20 protein-coding genes and 2 pseudogenes are annotated in these 18,257 nt (G+C 69.4%); 10 read left to right on the plus strand and 12 right to left on the minus strand.

Annotated features, from left to right (window positions below; translation table 11 throughout):
• The first annotated feature begins 16 nt into the window (after nucleotides 1-16).
• Nucleotides 17-1,036 (plus strand): dihydrodipicolinate synthase family protein, encoded by a 1,020-nt coding sequence (locus Prum_RS06780; RefSeq protein WP_173074866.1) that lies wholly within the window; start codon nucleotides 17-19, stop codon nucleotides 1,034-1,036.
• A 9-nt stretch (nucleotides 1,037-1,045) separates the two neighbouring features.
• On the opposite strand, the gene Prum_RS06785 is transcribed toward Prum_RS06780, so the two are convergent.
• The 3 genes from Prum_RS06785 to Prum_RS53645 are packed head-to-tail and all read right to left on the minus strand — an operon-like array spanning nucleotide 1,046 to nucleotide 3,521.
• Nucleotides 1,046-1,984, minus strand: a complete 939-nt coding sequence (locus Prum_RS06785; RefSeq protein ID WP_173074868.1) for a VOC family protein — start codon at nucleotides 1,982-1,984, stop codon at nucleotides 1,046-1,048.
• Between the two features lie 14 nt (nucleotides 1,985-1,998).
• Nucleotides 1,999-2,847 carry an FAD-dependent monooxygenase gene (locus Prum_RS53640; RefSeq protein WP_173074870.1) on the minus strand — a complete coding sequence of 283 codons (849 nt, stop codon included), beginning with the start codon at nucleotides 2,845-2,847 and terminating at the stop codon, nucleotides 1,999-2,001.
• Nucleotides 2,848-2,870: 23 nt separating this feature from the next.
• Nucleotides 2,871-3,521, minus strand: a complete 651-nt coding sequence (locus Prum_RS53645) for an FAD-dependent monooxygenase (RefSeq protein WP_173074872.1) — start codon at nucleotides 3,519-3,521, stop codon at nucleotides 2,871-2,873.
• 140 nt (nucleotides 3,522-3,661) lie between these two features.
• Here Prum_RS53645 and Prum_RS06800 point away from each other — a divergent pair, with 140 nt between their 5' ends.
• The 8 genes and pseudogenes from Prum_RS06800 to fahA all read left to right on the plus strand — a co-directional run bounded on the left by Prum_RS06800 (nucleotide 3,662) and on the right by fahA (nucleotide 11,716).
• Complete coding sequence (locus Prum_RS06800; RefSeq protein ID WP_173074874.1) at nucleotides 3,662-4,528, plus strand: ABC transporter substrate-binding protein; 867 nt, start codon at nucleotides 3,662-3,664, stop codon at nucleotides 4,526-4,528.
• Between the two features lie 32 nt (nucleotides 4,529-4,560).
• Nucleotides 4,561-5,778, plus strand: a complete 1,218-nt coding sequence (locus tag Prum_RS06805; protein WP_173074876.1) for an acetyl-CoA C-acetyltransferase — start codon at nucleotides 4,561-4,563, stop codon at nucleotides 5,776-5,778.
• 47 nt (nucleotides 5,779-5,825) lie between these two features.
• A complete protein-coding gene (locus tag Prum_RS06810; RefSeq protein ID WP_218577119.1) occupies nucleotides 5,826-6,563 on the plus strand; it encodes an MBL fold metallo-hydrolase in 738 nt (245 codons plus the stop codon).
• A complete protein-coding gene (locus tag Prum_RS49320; RefSeq protein ID WP_218577120.1) occupies nucleotides 6,563-6,787 on the plus strand; it encodes a hypothetical protein in 225 nt (74 codons plus the stop codon). Before Prum_RS06810 ends, Prum_RS49320 begins: the two co-directional genes overlap by 1 nt.
• A 5-nt stretch (nucleotides 6,788-6,792) precedes the next feature.
• Nucleotides 6,793-8,415 carry an FAD-dependent monooxygenase gene (locus Prum_RS06815; RefSeq protein WP_173074912.1) on the plus strand — a complete coding sequence of 541 codons (1,623 nt, stop codon included), beginning with the start codon at nucleotides 6,793-6,795 and terminating at the stop codon, nucleotides 8,413-8,415.
• 28 nt (nucleotides 8,416-8,443) lie between these two features.
• A pseudogene (locus Prum_RS06820) lies at nucleotides 8,444-9,663 on the plus strand (homogentisate 1,2-dioxygenase).
• Nucleotides 9,664-9,731: 68 nt separating this feature from the next.
• Nucleotides 9,732-10,511, plus strand: coding sequence for a hypothetical protein (locus Prum_RS06825; protein WP_218577121.1), 780 nt, complete (start codon nucleotides 9,732-9,734; stop codon nucleotides 10,509-10,511).
• Nucleotides 10,508-11,716: a fumarylacetoacetase gene (fahA, locus tag Prum_RS06830; RefSeq protein WP_173074916.1), complete on the plus strand. Its 1,209-nt coding sequence runs from the start codon at nucleotides 10,508-10,510 to the stop codon at nucleotides 11,714-11,716. The genes Prum_RS06825 and fahA overlap by 4 nt, the downstream gene beginning before the upstream one ends.
• A gap of 40 nt (nucleotides 11,717-11,756) precedes the next feature.
• Here the strand turns inward: fahA and Prum_RS55725 are convergent, their stop codons facing one another.
• The 9 genes and pseudogenes from Prum_RS55725 to Prum_RS06855 all read right to left on the minus strand — a co-directional run bounded on the left by Prum_RS55725 (nucleotide 11,757) and on the right by Prum_RS06855 (nucleotide 16,983).
• Nucleotides 11,757-11,900 (minus strand): hypothetical protein, encoded by a 144-nt coding sequence (locus tag Prum_RS55725; RefSeq protein ID WP_246277701.1) that lies wholly within the window; start codon nucleotides 11,898-11,900, stop codon nucleotides 11,757-11,759.
• Nucleotides 11,888-12,124, minus strand: a complete 237-nt coding sequence (locus Prum_RS55730; protein ID WP_281368855.1) for a CoA-transferase — start codon at nucleotides 12,122-12,124, stop codon at nucleotides 11,888-11,890. The genes Prum_RS55725 and Prum_RS55730 overlap by 13 nt, the downstream gene beginning before the upstream one ends.
• Before the next feature lie 70 nt (nucleotides 12,125-12,194).
• Nucleotides 12,195-12,413 (minus strand): CoA-transferase, encoded by a 219-nt coding sequence (locus Prum_RS55735; RefSeq protein ID WP_281368856.1) that lies wholly within the window; start codon nucleotides 12,411-12,413, stop codon nucleotides 12,195-12,197.
• Nucleotides 12,414-12,453: 40 nt separating this feature from the next.
• On the minus strand, nucleotides 12,454-12,819 hold the full coding sequence (locus Prum_RS55740; protein WP_246277702.1) for a 3-oxoacid CoA-transferase subunit A: 366 nt from the start codon (nucleotides 12,817-12,819) through the stop codon (nucleotides 12,454-12,456).
• Nucleotides 12,816-13,070: pseudogene (locus tag Prum_RS55745) on the minus strand (CoA-transferase); the annotation flags it as partial. The gene Prum_RS55740 and the pseudogene Prum_RS55745, both read right to left, overlap by 4 nt.
• A gap of 41 nt (nucleotides 13,071-13,111) precedes the next feature.
• Nucleotides 13,112-13,501: a thiamine pyrophosphate-dependent enzyme gene (locus Prum_RS49325; RefSeq protein WP_218577122.1), complete on the minus strand. Its 390-nt coding sequence runs from the start codon at nucleotides 13,499-13,501 to the stop codon at nucleotides 13,112-13,114.
• Nucleotides 13,411-14,667, minus strand: a complete 1,257-nt coding sequence (locus tag Prum_RS06845; RefSeq protein WP_218577123.1) for a thiamine pyrophosphate-binding protein — start codon at nucleotides 14,665-14,667, stop codon at nucleotides 13,411-13,413. Before Prum_RS06845 ends, Prum_RS49325 begins: the two co-directional genes overlap by 91 nt.
• A 34-nt stretch (nucleotides 14,668-14,701) precedes the next feature.
• Nucleotides 14,702-16,156 (minus strand): aldehyde dehydrogenase family protein, encoded by a 1,455-nt coding sequence (locus Prum_RS06850; RefSeq protein ID WP_173074918.1) that lies wholly within the window; start codon nucleotides 16,154-16,156, stop codon nucleotides 14,702-14,704.
• A gap of 71 nt (nucleotides 16,157-16,227) precedes the next feature.
• Nucleotides 16,228-16,983: an IclR family transcriptional regulator gene (locus Prum_RS06855; protein ID WP_218577125.1), complete on the minus strand. Its 756-nt coding sequence runs from the start codon at nucleotides 16,981-16,983 to the stop codon at nucleotides 16,228-16,230.
• 109 nt (nucleotides 16,984-17,092) lie between these two features.
• On the opposite strand from Prum_RS06855, the gene Prum_RS06860 reads away from it, so the two are divergent.
• Entirely contained in the window at nucleotides 17,093-18,256 is a 1,164-nt protein-coding gene (locus Prum_RS06860) for an FAD-dependent monooxygenase (RefSeq protein WP_173074922.1), read from the plus strand.
• Nucleotide 18,257 lies beyond the last annotated feature (1 nt).

The raw sequence follows: 18,257 nt of genomic DNA on the forward strand, positions 1-18,257 counted from the left end.
ATCGAAAGGAACTGGAATGTCCGCGTATAGCCGCGCCGAGGCCCGTGAGTGGGCGCGCGAGAAGCTCGTCGGGGCCGTTAACTGCACCATCCCCTCGTTCACCAACGACCTGCGGGGCATGAACGAGAGGGCCATCCGCCACGACATCCGCCTCGCCAAAAAGCACGGCTTCATCGGCACCCTCGGCGTGTCGGAGGTCAGCATCAGCCTGCCCGAGTACCTGGAGTTCCTACGGATCTGCAAGGAGGAGGCGGGTGAGGACTTCTACGTCGTCCATCACGCGAGCTGGAACGACCTGGAGCAGAACCTCGAAGCGGTCCGTGGCGCCGAGGAGGCGGGGGCGGACCTGGTGTTGCTCGCCTATCCGCCGAACTTCTACCCGGAGTCCGAGCCGGAGGTCTACGGGTACACGAAGGCCGTCTGCGACGCAACGAGCCTCGGGATCATCCTCTTCCCGATGACGATCTGGAACTTCAGTGCTCGCATCCACCCCTCCGACATCCCGACCCGGCTGATCCGTCGACTGATCGACGACATACCCAACGTCGCGGTCATCAAGGCCGAAGGCGGCTACCCCAATATCCAGAGCGCCGTGGAATGCAACCGGCTCTTCGGGAACGAGGTCGTCATCTCGGTGCCGATCGAGGGCGACCTGATTCCGTTGTCGCAGGTGATGCCCATCCAGCTCTCGGCTACCAGCGACCACGAGTTCTACGGCCCGATGATCCCGCGCGTCATGCGGTTGCTCCGGGACGGAAAGTTCGACGACGCGACCGAGATCTACTGGCAGCTGCACCCGGCCCGCAAGGTCAAGGCCGCCCTCTTCCCGGGGCTGCACGGCGGGTCCGTCCTCAACCGCCAGGCATGGAAGTTCCAGGGCTGGCTCCAGGGGTACAACGGCGGCCCGCTCCGTCAACCAACCATGCGCCTGCAGGACAACCAGATGGCCGCGCTGCGCAAGTGCCTCGTCGACGCCCGGCTCGAGCCGAGCATGGACCCTTTCCGCGAGTTCTTCATCGGTCGCAATCCGGCGTGACGCGCGTGGTTAGACCGGTGGAGCGGCGAAGAGTCCCTTGTCCGGGTCGTTGAACATCTGCTTGCTGACGAACTCGTTCATAGGGTTGGCGGTGCCCCATTGGTCCGCGACCTCGGGCCGGCTGGTGTCGTGGAGACTGGGGTGCCAGGTGTCCTCGTCGATGACCTCGAGTGCGGTGGTGTACTCCATCGTGTTGCCGTTGGGGTCGTGGAAGTACGTGAACGTGTTGTCGCCGGCGAGGTGACGTCCCGGGCCCCAGATCTTCGGGATTCCGTCCCGCATCAGGCGTCCGCTGCCCCGCATGTACTCGTCGATGCCACGCAGCTCGAACGAGATGTGGTGCAGAGCCGGGTGCGGGCATCGGGCGACGGCCAGGCTGTGGTGCTGCGGATTGCACCGCATGAACCACATCAGCCCGCCGAGGTGCGGGTGAACGAGGGTGTCGGAGAGCCGGAAGCTGAGGTGCTTGTCGTACCAGGCCAGCATCTTCTCCGGTTCCGGCGAGTTGAGGACGACGTGCGACAGGCGCACGGGGACATCCTCCCTCTCCTCGACCCTGCGGTGTGCCCGGTCCTCGACCTCGGTCGAGACCTCGATGGTGCGTCCTTCGACGTCGAAGAAGCGGAAGCCGTAGCCGCCGCCCGGAGTCTGCAGGCTTCCGGGCTCATTGACCAGCCGGACACCGTCGCTCGCCAGGCGGGCGGCGAGGCCGTCGACCGCCTGCCGGTCGGCTGCGCCGAAGGCGACCAGGTCCAGGCGCTTCTCCGGCGCGCGGCGGACCCGCACGATGTACTGCTCAGGGGAACCGACGGCGGCGAAGTACGTCACCCCACTGTCGCGGCCGACCTCGGCCAGGCCCCACTTCTGGGAGTAGAAGGCGACCTGCTTGTCATAGTCCGGGACGGCGATGTCGACGTGACGCAGGTGAGTGATGGGACGTTCGGACACGGGAACTCCTTGGACTACCGGCTCGGTGGAACGGGGACGGCCGCCGCGTCGCCTCGCGGCGACGTCATGGGCAGGAGCCGAAGCAGCGACTCCAGGTCGGCCGCCGTGTCCGCCACGCCGAGGATGTAACGGTCCGGACGGACCACGACGGCTGGGGCCTCGACCGAGGCGAGCAGCTGGCCGACCTGTTTCGGCGCGGTGAGGACCACGGTCTCCGGGTCGGCCTCGACGGCGGCTCGCGTGTCGGGTGCCAGCCCGTCGAGCAGCTGCGGAGAGGTCGCCAACAGGAAGCGGACGCCGACCAGGTCGTCGAGGCGCTGCCCGTCCGCGAGCACGGGTTGTATCGAGAGGCGCCCTGCGCGCTCATCCCGGGCGCCAGTGTGCAGCCCAGGGCCGAGCGGGGGTGCCGGCGGCGGCGCGGCGGCCGCCGGGTTGGCGCGCAGGTGGGCGTCGCGGCCGGCGGCCGTATCCGGGTCGGTGGTCTGTATGAGGCCGGCCATCGTCGCCGCCCGCTCCACCCAGTACCGGGCGTGCGGGCGGCGTTCGCTCTCGTAGGTGTCGAGCAGGTCCTCGCTCGCCCGGCCGGTGGCTACCAGCCGCAGCTTCCAGGCGAGATTGACCACGTCTCGCAGTCCGGCGCACAGCCCCTGCCCGAACAGCGGCGGCGCCTGGTGGCTGGCGTCCCCGGCGAGGAAGACATTGCCGACCCGCCATCGCTCGGCCACGAGGGCGCGGAAGGTGTAGACCGCCGTCCGGTCCGGGGTGAAGTTCTCCGGGGTCAGCACGCCGCGGCTGATCCGTGCGATCGCCGCCGGCGTCACGATCTCCTTGCGGTCGTCGCCCGGCATGATCTTGAACTCCATGCGAACCCGGTCACCGGTAAGCCTCACCCACAGGGCAGGGCGCGTGTAGTGGCCGAGGAAGACCATGTCGCCGGGGATCCCGGGGCTGTCGCGCAGACAACCGTCGACGACCAGCCACGGATCATCCGTGCCCAGGCTCTCGAGGGGATACCGAGCAGACCACGCACCGTCGACCACGCGCCGTCGCATCCGATGACCCACCGCGCGGCGAGCACCTCCGAGGTGCCGTCGGCGTTCTGCACACGGCAGTGCGCACGCCGGTCGTCCTGCTCGAGCCCCACCAGGGTGGTGCCCAGTCGCAGCTCGACGCCGGGCAGCCGCTCCACCTCGGCGCGCAGCAGCGCGTCCACCTCCGGCTGGTGGAACATCACGTCGTCATGCCATGCCTGCGGACCGCGCTGACCGGTCGGCTGTGCCATCAGCGTCTCGCCGGCCTCGTTCTCCATCCGCACGTTGGTCATCGGCCGGCACCGGGCGAGCACCTGATCACCGATGCCGATGCCCTGCAGGGCGCGCATGGTTTCGCCGTCGAAATGTACGGCACGGGCCTGCGACCACAGGTCCACGTCGCGCTCGATCCCGACCGCGTGGATGCCGGCGTGGCCGAGCAGGGCCAGGGCCACCGTGCCGACCGGCCCACCCCCGATGACAACCACTTCATAGTTTCGGGTCACCTGAACTCCGATTCAGCCGGTCCTATACTAGACGTATCGTATTGGACCGCTCTACTATAAGGACCAGCGGCGACGTTGCACAATCCCCGGAGCCTTCGTAGGGGCGCCGCCCGCTTCACGAGGAAGGTGCGGTGTTGAACGTGCGCCAGGCGGTGTTCCTTATCCCCGCAGTCGTGGAGGTGGCCCGCCGCCGCGCCCTGTTCACGGCCGCCGGGATCGATGTGACCACCGCGATCGTCGCCTCCTCTCACGCGCAGCAGCAGGATCTCGACGACGGCCGGGTCGATCTGGCGATCACGGCCACCGACAACCTATTCGCCTGGAACGCGGCCGGTTCCGACATCGCGCTGGTGGCCCAGATCGAGACGACGACAGATCTGGCGCTGATGCTCCGGCCGGGCTTGCCCTCGCTTGACGACCTCGACCCCGTCCGACTGGCGGTGGACGCCCCTGCCAACGGTTTCGCGATCGTGGCGTACGCGATGATGTCCCGCCTGGGCCGCGTGCCAGCGCAGTACGAGGTGGTCGAGGTCGGCGGGGTGCGCGAGCGGTTCGAGGCGCTCACCCAGGGGACCGTCGACGCCTCGCTGCTTGCTCCGCCATTGGACGAACTCGGTCGCGGGCGCGGGATGACCGTGGCCATTCGTGTCCATCAGTTGACGCCGTCGTATCCGGGCCTCGGCGTGGTGGCCAGCCGGTCGAGGCTCGAGGCGCGCCTCGACGAGGTGGCGGCCTATCTGCACGCGCTGGACGCGGCACGGCGTTGGCTGCGCGAGGCGCCGAGGGACGAGGTCGCACGCGAGCTCGGGTCCGCGGGTTTCGGGCCCTCCACCGTCGCCTCCGCACTGGCGACCGCGCCAACCAGCTTGGTGCCGTCCGATGACGGCCTCAAGGCGTTGACGAGACTGCGCGAGGAGCTCGACATGACCGTCGCGGGCGCGCCCGACGCCGCCGACTTCGTGGAGCTGCGGCCGCTACGGGTCGCCGGCCTCGTGCCGGCCTCCTGAAACCCTCTGCAAGCCCAACCCCAGGAGATGCCATGCCCGAGGCCGTCATCGTCGCGACCGCCCGCTCACCCATCGGCCGCGCCCACAAGGGGTCGCTGATCCAGATGCGGCCGGACGACCTCGCCGTCCAGATGCTGCGAGCGGCACTGGCCAAGGTGCCCCAACTCGACCGACGCGACATCGACGACCTGATGGTCGGCTGCGCCCAGCCGGGGGGTGAGGCCGGGTTCAACCTCGCCCGGGTCGTTGCCGTACTCGCCGGGATGGACCATCTGTCGGGGACCACCGTCAACCGCTTCTGCGCGTCAGGCCTGCAGGCGATCCGGATGGCGTTCCACGCGATCAAATCCGGTGAGGGCGACGTCTTCGTCGCCGCGGGCGTGGAGGCGGTGAGCCGATACGTCAAGGGCAACGCCGACAGCCACCCAGATACCGACAACCCGGCCTTCATCGCGGCGAAGGCGCGAACCGGGCAGCTAGCGGCCGGGGTCCGGGCTTGGTCCGACCCGCGGGACAGCGGCGAACTGCCGGACATCTACATGGCCATGGGCCAGACTGCGGAGAACGTGGCCGAGCTCGAAGGCGTCAGCCGGGAGGCACAGGACGAGTTCGCTGTCCGGAGCCAGAACCGGGCCGAGAAGGGCATCGCCGACGGGTTCTGGGAGCGCGACCTCACACCCGTCAGGCTGCCGGACGGCACCGTGGTCTGCCGCGACGACAGCCCGCGGCCGGGTGTGACCCTGAAATCGGTCGCGCAGCTCAAGCCCGCGTTCCGCGCGAACGGGACGGTGACGGCCGGCAACGCGTGCCCCGTGAGCGACGGCGCGGCGGCGGTCATTGTCATGTCGGACACGAAGGCCGCGCAGCTCGGCATCACGCCACTCGCCCGGATCATCAGCACCGGGCAGTCCGCCCTATCGCCGGAGATCATGGGGCTGGGCCCGATAGAGGCGACGAGGCGGGCTCTCGACAGAGCCGGCTTGTCAATCGCAGACGTCGATCTCGTGGAGATGAACGAGGCGTTCGCGGCTCAGGTCGTCCCGTCGGCGCGCCGACTCGGCATCGACGAGGAGCGGCTCAACGTGTACGGGGGCGCGATCGCCCTCGGGCATCCCTTCGGGATGACCGGAGTTCGCATCGCGACCACACTCATCCACGCCCTCCAGGAGCGGGACGGCCAGTTCGGCCTCGAGACGATGTGCGTGGGCGGAGGGCAAGGCATGGCCATGGTCATCGAGCGGCTCTCTTAACACAACGGATGACATCTAATAGATCCTTGATCAGGAGGCGCATCGCGATGAATGCGAAGCCGTTCGCTTCTGCCGCCGACACCGGCGTGAAGACCGAAACGCTGGAGGTGTTGGCCGACGGCGTCTATGCGCTGACCGCGGAGGGCGACCCCAACGTCGGCGCCATCGAGGGCGAAGAGTTCGTCGTCGCGTTCGAGGCCAGGGCCACCCCGGTGATGGCCCGGCAATGGCTGGACAAATTGCGGGAGCACACCGACAAGCCGGTCAAGTACCTGGTGCTGTCGCACTACCACGCGGTGCGGGTGCTGGGCGCGGCCGCCTTCGACGCCGACGTGATCATCGCACATGAGGCGACGCGCAGGCTGATCGCCGAGCGGGGCAAGGAGGATTGGGACTCCGAGGCAGCCCGCATGCCGCGGTTGTTCAAGGGCGCCGACACCATTCCGGGGCTGACCTGGCCCGACCTCACCTTCTCCGACCGGTTGACCATCGACCTCGGCGGCAACCGCGGCGAGCTGGTGTTGCAGCACTGCGGGCGCGGCCACACCGCCGGCGACCTGGTCGCCTGGCTGCCGTCCCAGGGGTGTTGTTCGCCGGCGATCTGGTGGAGGCGCACGCCGCGCTCTACACGGGGGACGCGTTCCACGCCGACTGGTCGACCGGCACGCTCGACCGGGTCAAGGCGTTCGGCGCCGATGCCCTCGTCGGTGGTCGGGGCGATGTGGCCCGCGGGCGGGACACGGTCGACGCGGCGATCGAGCAGACCCGTGACTTCCTGCTGGTGATGCGCCGGATCGTCGGTGACGTCCACGGCAGCGGTGGCACGCTGAAGGACGCCTTCACCGCGACCCATGAAGCCCTCGCACCGAAGTACGGCAAGTGGCCGATCTTCGAGCACTGCCTGCCGTTCGACGTGCAGCGTCTGTGGGACGAGCTCGACGGAATCGACTGGCCGCGGATCTGGACCGCGCAGCGCGACCGCGAGGTCTGGGACCAGCTGCAGGGGTGACGGGCATGGCAGAGAAGGCCGGCGGATACGCCGGTGAGGCAGTGGCCGTCATCGGGAATGGACCGGTCGGCCAGACAACGGCGTTGTTGCTCGCCCGTTGGGGGATCCCGGTCGTGCTGCTCGATGTCCGGCCGGCCCGGTCGGCGGTCGGCTCCAAGGCCATCGTTCAGCAGCGTGACGTCCTCGACGTCTGGGAGTCCGTCGGGGCGGGGCGCCACATCGCCGCCGAGGGCCTCACCTGGACCCGCGCCCGCACCTTCTACAGGAACCATGAGCTGTTCTGTCTGGAGTTTCGCGACCCGGGACGGTCGACCTTCCCGCCTTTCGTCAACATCTCGCAGAGCCGAACCGAGGAGATCCTCGACGAGCGGATCGCCGCCGAGCCGCTGATCAAGTCGCGGTGGGCAACGGAGGTCACCGGTGTCTCGCAACACGACGCGGGCGTGACGCTCACCTGTCAGGCACCGGACGGGGTGCAGACCATCCGGGCGCCGTTCGTGGTGGCCTGTGGCGGCCCCCGCAGCGACCCGTTACGCGCCGCGCTCGGCCTGCGGTTCCCCGGCCGTACCTTCGAGGACCACTTCCTCATCTGCGACATCCGCACCGAGCTTCCGGGCTGGGAGCGGGAGCGCCGGTTCTACTTCGACCCGGAGTGGAACCCGGGCCGGCAGGTGCTGATCCACCCGTGCCCTGATTCGGTGTTTCGGATCGACTGGCAGGTGCCGCCCGACTTCGACCTGGCCCGCGAGGAGACCAACGGGGGCCTCGATCGCCGGATCCGGCACGTCATCGGAGACCGCGACTATCAGCTCGTGTGGCACTCGGTGTACCGGTTCCACGCCCGGCACGTCGACCGGATGCGAATCGAGCGGGTCCTCGTGGCCGGCGACTGCGCGCACCTGGTGTCGCCGTTCGGCGCCCGCGGGCTGAACTCCGGTGTGCAGGACGCCGAAAACGCGGCCTGGAAAATCGCCTTTGTGCTCAACGGCTGGGCCGATGACGGACTACTGGAGAGCTACCACGACGAGCGGCTCGCCGCCGCGATCGAAAACATCAACGTCACCAGCGACACGATGGACTTCCTCGTCCCACAGAGCACCGAGTCGTGGTCGTACCGGCGCAACGTGCTCGAGCGGGCGGTCGACGATCCGTCCGCCCGCGCACTTGTCGACTCCGGCCGGCTCGCCGAGCCGTTCTGGTACGTCGACTCGCCGTTGACCACCCCCAACCCGGAACGGCGGTTTCCGGGGCGGCCGCCACGCGGCCAGGCGCCGGCGATCGCGCCTGGGGTCATCCTCCCCGACGTGCCCATCCGGATCCCGGGATCAGCGCGGATCTCCCGTACCCGCGAGATAGCCCGGGACGGCCTACTGGCGCTGACCACTAACGGCGTGGACGTCTCGGAGGTGTCTGCGGTGATCGGCGCCGCCACGTCGGCGCCATTTCGCGTGCTGCCGCTGGCCGACATCGACGACGGCACGCTCGCCGACGTGATCGAGGCGAAGCCGGGCGAGGTCTGGCTCATTCGCCCCGACGCCCACATCGCAGCCGCCGTAGTCGCGACGCCCGACATCCTCCACGCTGCGGTCAAGCGATGCCTGGGCAGCCCCGTGACCATCCGCACCTGAGTTCAGCCAGGTCCACGAGGAGAGACACATGCCGCACTACCGCACCGTCGGCGACATCCCCCGCAAGCGACACACCCAGTTCCGGCGTCCGGACGGAGCCCTGTACCACGAGGAGCTGATGGAGAGGAGGGGTTCTCCGACGACTCCGCCCTCCTGTACCACCTCAACCCGCCCACGGCCATCGTCGACAGCGTCGCCTTCGACGGTCCGGCCTGGCCGCGGAGCGGGAACAAGCCGCTGAAGCCCCGGCATTTCAAAACGCACAAGCTGGACGGCCGCAATACCGACCCGGTGCTCGGCCGCCGGCACCTGTTGGCCAACTCCGACCTCCGCATCTCGTACGCGGCCGCCGACCGGCCCTCGCCGTTGTACCGCAACGCCATTGGCGACGAGTGTGTCTACATCGAATCGGGCGCGGCCACTCTGGAGACGATCTTCGGAGGCCGCCCAGGACGTGCGGATCCAGCTCGGTCGATCAACGTCGGGCCGGGCGACCACGTGCTGATCCCGGCGTCGGCGACCCACCGGTGGGTGCCGACAGCGGGTGAGCCGCTGCGGACGCTGGTGGTTGAGGCCGCCGGCGGCGGACACATCAACCCGCCGAAGCGATATCTGTCCCGGCACGGGCAGTTCCTGGAGCACGCCCCCTACTGCGAGCGGGACCTGCGCGCCCCGACCCAGTCGCACCTCGTGGAGGGTACCGACGTGGAGGTATACGTGCAGCACCGGCACGGCTGGACGGTGTTCACCTACGCCACGCACCCCTTCGACGTCGTCGGGTGGGACGGAAACAACTACCCGTACGCGTTCAACATCGCCGACTTCGAGCCGATCACCGGGCGCATCCACCAGCCGCCGCCGGTGCACCAGGCCTTCGAGCTGCCGGGTGCGGTGATATGCGCGTTCGTTCCCCGCAAGTTCGACTACCACCCGCAGGCGATCCCGGCCCCGTATAACCACGCCAACGTGGACAGCGACGAGATCCTGTTCTATGTCGGCGGCGACTTCATGTCCCGCAAGGGCGCCGGCATCGAGATGGGCTCCGTCACCCTTCACCCCGCCGGGTTCATCCACGGTCCCCAGCCAGGTTCGGTAGAAGCCAGCATCGGCGAAGAGGGCACCACCGAGTACGCCATCATGATCGATACATTTCGACCACTGGAACTGTGCGAGCCGGCCTTCGCCTGCGAGGACACCTCGTATGCCTGGAGCTGGTCAGGACGCGCTCCCGCGGAGCCGACGCAGTGACGACCCGCGGCGGCTTGTTTGCAGCGCTTGTCGACGACGCAGGGCTGTTTCCTCCAATGCAGCTACCGATGCTGGCCGCGATGAACCGGCATCGAGCCGACGGGAAAGCCGGAGAACCGGTGTTGACGCACCGGTTCCTGTGCCCAGCGAGCGCGGTGTCCAACCTGCGTGACCGCCTCCGCCCGCAGGAGCCGTGGCGGCTCGGGCTCATCGTCGACGTCGAGCTGAGCGACCTACCACACGTCCTCGACGCGGTGGCACACGATACCCGGCTCGAACTGGAAACGGTGGAACTGCGCCTGCCGGGCAAAGATCGGCCGGCGCATGCGGTTGACGCGGCGCGCGCACCCCTTGGTTCAACCGACGCATCCACCTACCTCGAGTTAGCCCCAGCTTCCCCGGCGGTTCCGGACACGCTTGCCGCATGCGCCGACCGGGGCTTCGGGGCAAAGATCCGCTGCGGCGGCACGACAGCGGCCGCCTTCCCCACCGCCGCGCAACTAGCCGGATTCCTCCTCGCCGCGGTAGGACTCGCTGTGCCGTTCAAAGCAACCGCCGGACTGCACCACGCGGTGCGTTACCAGGATCCGGTCACCGGATTCAAGCACCACGGGTTCCTCAACCTACTGGTGGCGGTCTGCCACGCGGTGGAAGGCGCCGACCCGAAGGAGGTTGAGGCCGCGCTGCTCATCGACGACGGCCCGACGCTGGCGGCACGGGCGCGCGGCGTTCCCGACCATACCGCGACACGAGCCCGGCAACTCTTCGTCGCATACGGATCGTGCAGCACATCCGAGCCCGTCGATGACCTCGCTGGCCTCGGACTCCTCGAATCGAGGCTCGCATGACGTGGGCGTCGGTCCCACCAGGCTCCGACTTTCCGGTCGAGAACCTGCCCTACGGTGTGTTCTCCGCCGACGGCCGCGCACCGCGGGTGGGCGTCGCCATCGGCGACCACATCCTGGATCTGGCGCCGGTACTCGACGAACCGGTCTTCGCCGAGCCCACGCTCAACCGGTTCCTCGGCCAAGGCCGGCGCCGCTGGCAGCAAATCCGGAACCACGTGACCGATCTGCTCACCGACCCGGCGCACCGGCCGGTCGTGCAGCCCCATCTCCTGCCGCAGGCGTCGGTCACCATGCATATGCCGTTCGAGGTCGCGGACTATGTGGACTTCTACGCATCGGTTGACCACGCCACCAATCTGGGCCGGATCTTCCGTCCCGATCAGGAGCCGCTGACGCCGAACTGGCGCTGGCTGCCGATCGGCTACCACGGTCGGGCCGGCACCGTCGTCGCATCCGGCACCCCCGTCACGCGTCCCTGCGGGCAATGCAAACGGACATTGGAGGCCGCGCCCGCCTTCGGCCCCAGCGAACGGTTGGACATCGAAGCCGAACTCGGTTTCGTCGTCGGCATGCCCAGCGAACTAGGCAAGCCAGTGCCGATCGACCGGTTCCGCGATCACGTGTTCGGCGTCGTACTGGTAAACGACTGGAGCGCGCGCGATATGCAGGCCTGGGAGTATGTCCCGCTAGGGCCGTTCCTCGGCAAAAGCTTCGCCACATCGGTATCGCCCTGGGTAATTCCGCTTGATGCCCTGGACGCCGCGATGGTGACGCCGCCGCCCCAGCAGCCACAGCCGCTGCCGTACCTGCGCGACCCGGACGTCTGGGGCCTCGACATCGAGCTGGAGGTTCGGCTCAACGGGCATGTCGTGTCCCGACCGCCGTACCGCGCCATGTACTGGACACCGGCCCAGATGCTCGCCCACATGACCGTCAACGGCGCGTCGCTGCGAACCGGGGACCTGTTCGCCTCCGGAACCATCTCAGGTCCCGATCGCACCCAACGTGGCTCCTTCATCGAACTCAGCTGGAACGGCGCCGAGCCCTTCGACCTTGCCGATGGCACCACACGCACATTCCTTCAGGACGGCGACCACGTCGCGATCGCGGCCCGAGCCCCGGCGCGGAACGGTGTAAGCATTGGGTTCGGCGAGGTGACCGGCGCTGTCAGTCCCGCACAGTTGGATCCGCGGGTTCGGGGGTAGATCGGGCCGTCGCCACGACAGCCGGGCCAATCCGGCGTGGTCAGCGGCCGGATGTGTGGAGGGGGACGGCCAGCTGTTGTGCCAGTTGGTCGAATGAGACGCCGTGCAGGTCCCGCACGTACACCCCGTCGGGAGCGATGTCGAAGGTGGCCAGGTCGGTGTAGACCCGGGTCACCGAGCCCACGCCAGTGAGGGGTAGGTACACGTCGGCACGAGCTTGGGGCTGCCGTCGTTGGCGAACAGCGTCATCATGACCCAGACCTGTTTGGCGCCGATGGCGAGATCCATCGCGCCGCCGACTGCCGGGATCGCGTCCGGGTTGCCGGTGTGCCAGTTGGCGACGTCGCCGGCCGCCGATACCTGGAACGCGCCGAGCACGCACACGTCGAGGTGACCGCCCCGGATCATGGCGAAGCTGTCGGCGTGGGGAAGTACGACGCGCCCGGCAGTTCGCTGATCGGAGCTTTGCCCGCGTTGATCAGGGGTCGACGTGGCTGCCTTCGGCGGCCGGTCCCATGTGGAGCATGCCGTTCTCGGTGTGCAGGACGACGTTCGCGTCGGTGGCCACATGGTCGGCCACCAGTGTCGGTAGGCCGATGCCGAGGTTGACGTAGGCGCCGCGGGGTATGTCCGCGGCGATCGCCGCAGCGAGCTCATGCTTGCCCCGTGAGGCGCCACCAGCGGCTATCGCGGTCATACCGCCACCACCCGGTTGACGTAGATGCTGGGGGTCACGATCACCTCGGGTCGAGGTCTCCCACCGCGACCACGTGCGAGACCTGGGCGACGACGACCGTCGCCGCCGTGGCCATCACGGGGCCGAAGTTGCGGGCTGTCTTGCGGTAGACGAGGTTGCCCATGCGGTCGGCCAGGTGGGCGCCGATGAGCGCGACGTCCCCCTTGATGGGGTACTCCAGAACGTGGGTGCGGCCGTCGATTTCCCGCGTCTCCTTGCCCGCCGCCAAGGGAGTGCCTGCACCGGTGGGTGTGAAGAAGACACCGATGCCGGCGCCGGCCGCGCGGATCCGCTCGGCCAGGTTGCGCCCTGTGGCACGAGTTCCAGCTCGATCTCTCCTGCGCGGTACAGGCCGTCGAACACCCACGAGTCAGGCTGCCGCGGAAAGGAGCAGACGATCCTGCGTACGCGTTTGGCGGCGAGGAGGGCGGCCAGGCCGGTGTCGCCGTTGCCGGCGTTGTTCGAGACGATCGTGAGGTCGGTGGCGCCTTGGCGGATCAGCGCGTCGATGAGCTGCGCCGGCATGCCTGCCGCTCCGAAGCCGCCGACGAGGATCGTCGAGCCGTCCTCGACACCCGACACCGCCTGGTCCGTCGTGGCGCAGATGGTCGCCGTCACGCGTCAGCCATAGGAGCGGTCCGGTGCGACCGCTATGTCGATCAGCAGGGGGCTGGTGCGTCCGGCGAGTCCGGGTAGGACCTCCCGAGGACCTCGACGAGCTTCTCGTACGTGTCGACCCGGATCGCCGGACAGCCGAGTCCTCGGGCGACCTCCGATACACGCACCTCCGTGAACGACGGCCATGGTGCCTTGCCCAGCCCGGATCGCTCGGCGAGCCGGTCCATGATGGCGTAGCCGCCGTTGGCCATGACGATGAACAGGGCGCCGACCTGATAGTGCGCCGCGCTCCACAGTCCTTGGATGCCGTAGAGGGAGGATCCGTCACCGAGGACCGCGATCACCGGGCGGGCTGGCTGGCCCATCTTGAGCCCGATCGCGGCCGGAAGGCCGAAGCCGAGTCCGCCGGCGGCGGCGCTGACGAAGCCCAACGGAGTCCGGGCGGGAACACGGCGGTGGAGTTCGGGACGGCTGGAGGGCGACTCCTCGACGAGGATCGTGTCGGCTGGCAGCCCGGCAGCGAGCAGGTCGAAGACATGTGCGGGTCGCAGGGGTTCACCGGTCGCCGGGGCGGTGCCGCCGCGAGCGCGGGTCGGCCCGCTGCGGCAACCCCGCGTGAGCGGACGCGCACGGCGAGCTGCCGGCAGGTCTCGGCGGGGTCAGCGATCACCGCGACGTCGGCCACGCTGTTGTGCGCCTCATCCGGGTACTGCGTCACCTGTAGCACCGTCGTGCCGGCCGGGATGAGGTCTCCGTGCTCGAATGGATACTGCCGCAGCGCGGGTGCGCCGATGACGAGCACCACGTCGTGTCCGCCGAGCACGTCACGCACCGCGGAGCGCCCTGGCGGGAGATGACCGGCGAACGCCGGATGGTCCTGTGGGAAGCCCGCGCGAGCACCGAACGCCTCTTGCCAGACCGGCGCTCCCAACCGTTCCGCCAGATCCACCAGAGCACTCCAGGTGGCCTGATCGTCGGCTCCCGCGCCGGCAATGATGGCGGGCCGGCGCGCCTGGTCGACCACAGTGGACAACTCATCGACGCGGTCTGTCAAGGCGGCGCTCCCCCACCGCACCTCCAGCGGTGCGGCGCCGCGTTCGGCCGCTGCGGGCTTGCTCCAGTCGTCCATCGGCACCACGACGATCGCCGGTCCGGCGCCGGTTACCGCCTCGTGGTGCGCGCGGGCGATCGCCGCGGGGACGTCTTCCGCGCGCGCCGGCTGCCCGGTCCACACTGGATAGTCGCCGACGAGACCGTCGAGCCGGCCGGCCAGAAACGGCTCGTGTGCGAGGTGCCGCCGATCCTGCTGGCCGACCACGACGACCAGCGGCGCTCGGTTCGTACGGGCGGAGGCGAGCGCCGCCGCGGCGTTGGCCAGCCCGGCCGTGGTGTGCAGGTTGACGAACGCCGGCCTTCCCATCGCCAACGCCCATCCCGTCGCCATGCCGACGACCGAGCCTTCGTGCAGGGCGAGCCGGAAGTCGATGTCGTCCGGTAGACCCGGTAGGAAGGTGATCTCCGTCGAGCCGGGATTGGCGAAGATCGTCGTCATCCGAAAGTGCCGCATCGTCTGGAAGACGGCGTCCCGGACGGTCATGCCAGTCATCACTGTCGTTTCCTCCGGCGGCCGATCAGATCGGGTAGTGGCGTTCGCCCGACTGGATGGTGATCCAGCGCAGTTCGGTGAACTCCTCGAGCGCGGCGCGGGAGCCGAACCGTCCCCAGCCGCTCGCGCCGACTCCGCCGAACGGCATCCGCGGTTCGTCGTGCACCGTCGCACCGTTGACGTGGCATATCCCGGACCGGATCCGCCGGGCGACGTCGAGACCGTTCGTGCCGTCGCGGGTGAACACGGCGGCGGCCAGTCCGTAGTCGGTGTCGTTCGCCGCCCGGACGGCGTCGTCGGCCCCGTCGACCTCGATGATCGCGACGACCGGGCCGAAAGACTCCTCGCTGTGGATGCGCATCTGCGGTGTCACGCCGCGCAGCACTGTCGGCGCGACGTACAGGCCGTCGGCCGTGCCTCCGGTGAGTATCTCGGCGCCGAGCTCGCGTGCCTCGTCGATCAGGGCCAGTACGTGGCCGCGGGCGCCGGCGTGGACGAGCGGCCCGATCTGCGAGGTGGGGTCGTCGGGTGGGCCGACGACGAGCTTGGCGGCCCGGTCGGCCAATCGTGCGCTGAAGTCGTCGGCGACGGCGCGATCGACGATCGCCCGCTCGGTCGACATGCAGATCTGGCCGGCGTTCATGAACGCGCCGAAGCTGGCGGCCGCGGCGGCCTCGTCCAGGTCGGCGTCGGCGAGCACGACGAGCGGCGCCTTGCCGCCCAGTTCCAGGACGGCGCGGGTCAGATGCCGGCCGGCCAGCTCGCCGATGATCCGGCCGACGCGGGTCGAGCCGGTGAAGTTGACCCGGGCGACCTGCCGGTGCGCGACGAGCGCTTCCACGATCGTGGCCGCGTCTTTCGGAGCGTTGGTGATGAGATTGACCGCGCCGGCCGGTGCGCCGGCCTCGTGCAGGATCTCGATGATCGCCGCCTGTGTGCAGGGTGTCTGCTCGGAGGCTTTGAGGACGACTGTGTTGCCGTAGACCAGTGGCATGGCCACCGCGCGTACGCCGAGGATCAGTGGCGCGTTCCACGGTGCGATACCGACAACCACGCCGACGGGCTGCCGGATGCCGAGAGCGGTAAGGCCGGGCACGTCCGAGGGGATCACCTCGCCGACGGCGGAGTACGCCTGCGCGGCGGCCTCCACCAGCATCCCCTTCGCGACGTGGACGTTGAACATGCACCACGGCCGGGTGGCGCCCATCTCCCGGCCCATCAGCGCGGACAGCTCGTCGGCCCGCTCACCCAGCAGGGCCGCGGCCCGTTCGAGCACCTGCCGGCGGCGGGCCGGCGGCAGGGCTGACCACTCGGCCAGCGCCCCGGCCGCGGCGTCGACGGCACGCTCCGCGTCCGCGACGGAGGCCGCCGCGACCCGCGCGATGGGCTCGCCGGTGAGTGCCTGCACGGTCTCGACGTAGCGGTCGCCTTCGGCGGGGACGCGGTTGCCGTCGATGAAGAGATCGGAGATTGCTGGCATCGCTTCCTCCCGGGGTCGGCTGCCCCGTGAGTGTCCAGCGCTCGTTGGGCCGCGATTACGCACCTGTTCGTTCAATGAACAACGGAGGAGGCCTTGATGCCGGGGTGCCAGCCGAGCCGGCGGGACAGGCCGAGTCCGCTGGCGATGACGGTGGGCAGCACCGCCTGGTGGCTTACCGAGCCGGACCGCACGACCACCGACAGCGCGGCGACCACCCGGCCCTGGCCGTCCATGATGCGTGTGGCGACGGAGTCGGCGCCGGGGGTCAGTTCCTCGCGGACGGTCGCCGTGCCGGTCAGTCGGCAGTCGGCGAGCTCTTTCCGCAGCGCGGCGGTGTCCACTGTGGTCTGTGGCGTGTAGCGTCGTAGTGGGCCGGACAGGACGCTCTCGACCAGCTCCGCGCCGCCGTGGCTGAGCAGCACCTTGCCCACTCCTGAGCAGTGCAGGGGCAGCCGACCGCCGACCTGGGAGACCAGGCCGAGCGCGGCCGGTGCGGACAGCCGTTCGATGATGACCGCCTGCTCGCCTTCCAGGACCGCGAGCTGGACGTGCTGGTGCAGCGCCGTGTACAGGTCTTCGATGAACGGCTGCGCCGCCGTCCGCAGCGACTCGGTCAGCGGCGCCAGCGTGCCGAGCCGCCACAGGCGCAAGCCGATGGTGAACCGGCCGTCATCCCGCCGGCTCAACGCCTCAGCGCTGCTAAGCTCCACCACCAGGCGGCGGACCGTCGCGTGCGGCAGACCCGTCTTCCGCACGATCTCGGCGAGGCTCAGATGGGGCTGCTCGGGCGTGAACGCGAACAGCACCTCCAGCAGGCGGGAGCTCACACTCCGGCCGGGTTCACCGGTGCGAGGCATTCCGCGTCCCATCCCTTCGACATGTTCATTGGATGGCCACGCACGCCCGTCGCCGTGGTTTCCCCGCCAGAGTACGGAAATGATCGCAATCGTCGGGGGCGGTATCGGCGGTCTTGCGGCCGCCGCGTTCCTCCACCGGGCCGGGCTCCCGGTCACGGTGTACGAGCAGGCGGGGCAGCTGAAGGAGGTCGGCGCCGGCGTGGTCGTGGCGCCCAACGCCGCCCGTCTGCTTCGCCGGCTCGGCGTGATGGACGAGTTGCTGAGCCGGTGCGTGCGCCTTGAGGTCGGATGGGAGTTTCGGCGGTGGCGCGACGGCACGGTGCTGTCGGCCGAGGACCTCGAATCGTCCTGCGAACGTCTGTACGGCGAGCACACCTACACCGCCCACCGCGCCGATCTGCTGGAGGTCATCAGGCGCGCCGTCCCGGACGAGGCGATCCGGCTGGGCAAGCGCTGCGTCGACGTGGTCACGCGTGCGGACCGGCCCGTGCTGCGGTTCGACGACGGCGAGGTGGCCGAGGCCGATGTGGTGGTCGGGGCGGACGGCGTCCACTCGGCCATTCGCGGAGCCCTCGCCCCGGCGGTGCCAGCGGCCTACTCCGGCATCTGCGCCTTCCGCGCCCTGGTCCCGGCCGAGCAGGCGCCACCGTTCGCCCGGCGGCGCGCGCAGACGCTGTGGATCGGCCCGGGTCACCACCTGGTGCACTACCCGATCTCCGCGGGAAAGTTCGTGAACCTCGTGGCCTTCGCCCCGGCGGGCGACTATTCCGTCGAGTCGTGGACGGCGACCGCGACCGTCGAGGAGTTCCTCGCCGAGTTCGACGGGTGGGATGCCCGCCTCGTCGACCTGATCCGATCGGCTGGCACACCGGGACGCTGGGCGCTGCTGGACCGGGCGCCGCTGCCCCGGTGGACGTACGGCACGGTCACCCTGCTCGGTGACGCCGCGCACCCGATGTTTCCGTTCTTCGCGCAGGGAGCGGCTCAGGCGATCGAGGACGCGGCCGTGCTGGCCCGCTGCCTGGCCGTTGATCCGGCCGATCCGGCCGACGCTCTGCGGCGGTACGAGGAGCTGCGGATCCCGCGGACGTCGCGGATACAGCAGGTGAGCCACGCCCGGTCGCACGTCAACCATTTGCCCGACGGCCCGCAGCAGCGGGCCCGGGACGGCGCGCTCGCGAAGGACGACCCGCTCGTGGCCAACGGCTGGATCTACGGCTACGACCCCGAAGCCGAGTTGTAGT

The sequence above is a fragment of the Phytohabitans rumicis genome (assembly GCF_011764445.1).
GTDB lineage: Bacteria > Actinomycetota > Actinomycetes > Mycobacteriales > Micromonosporaceae > Phytohabitans > Phytohabitans rumicis.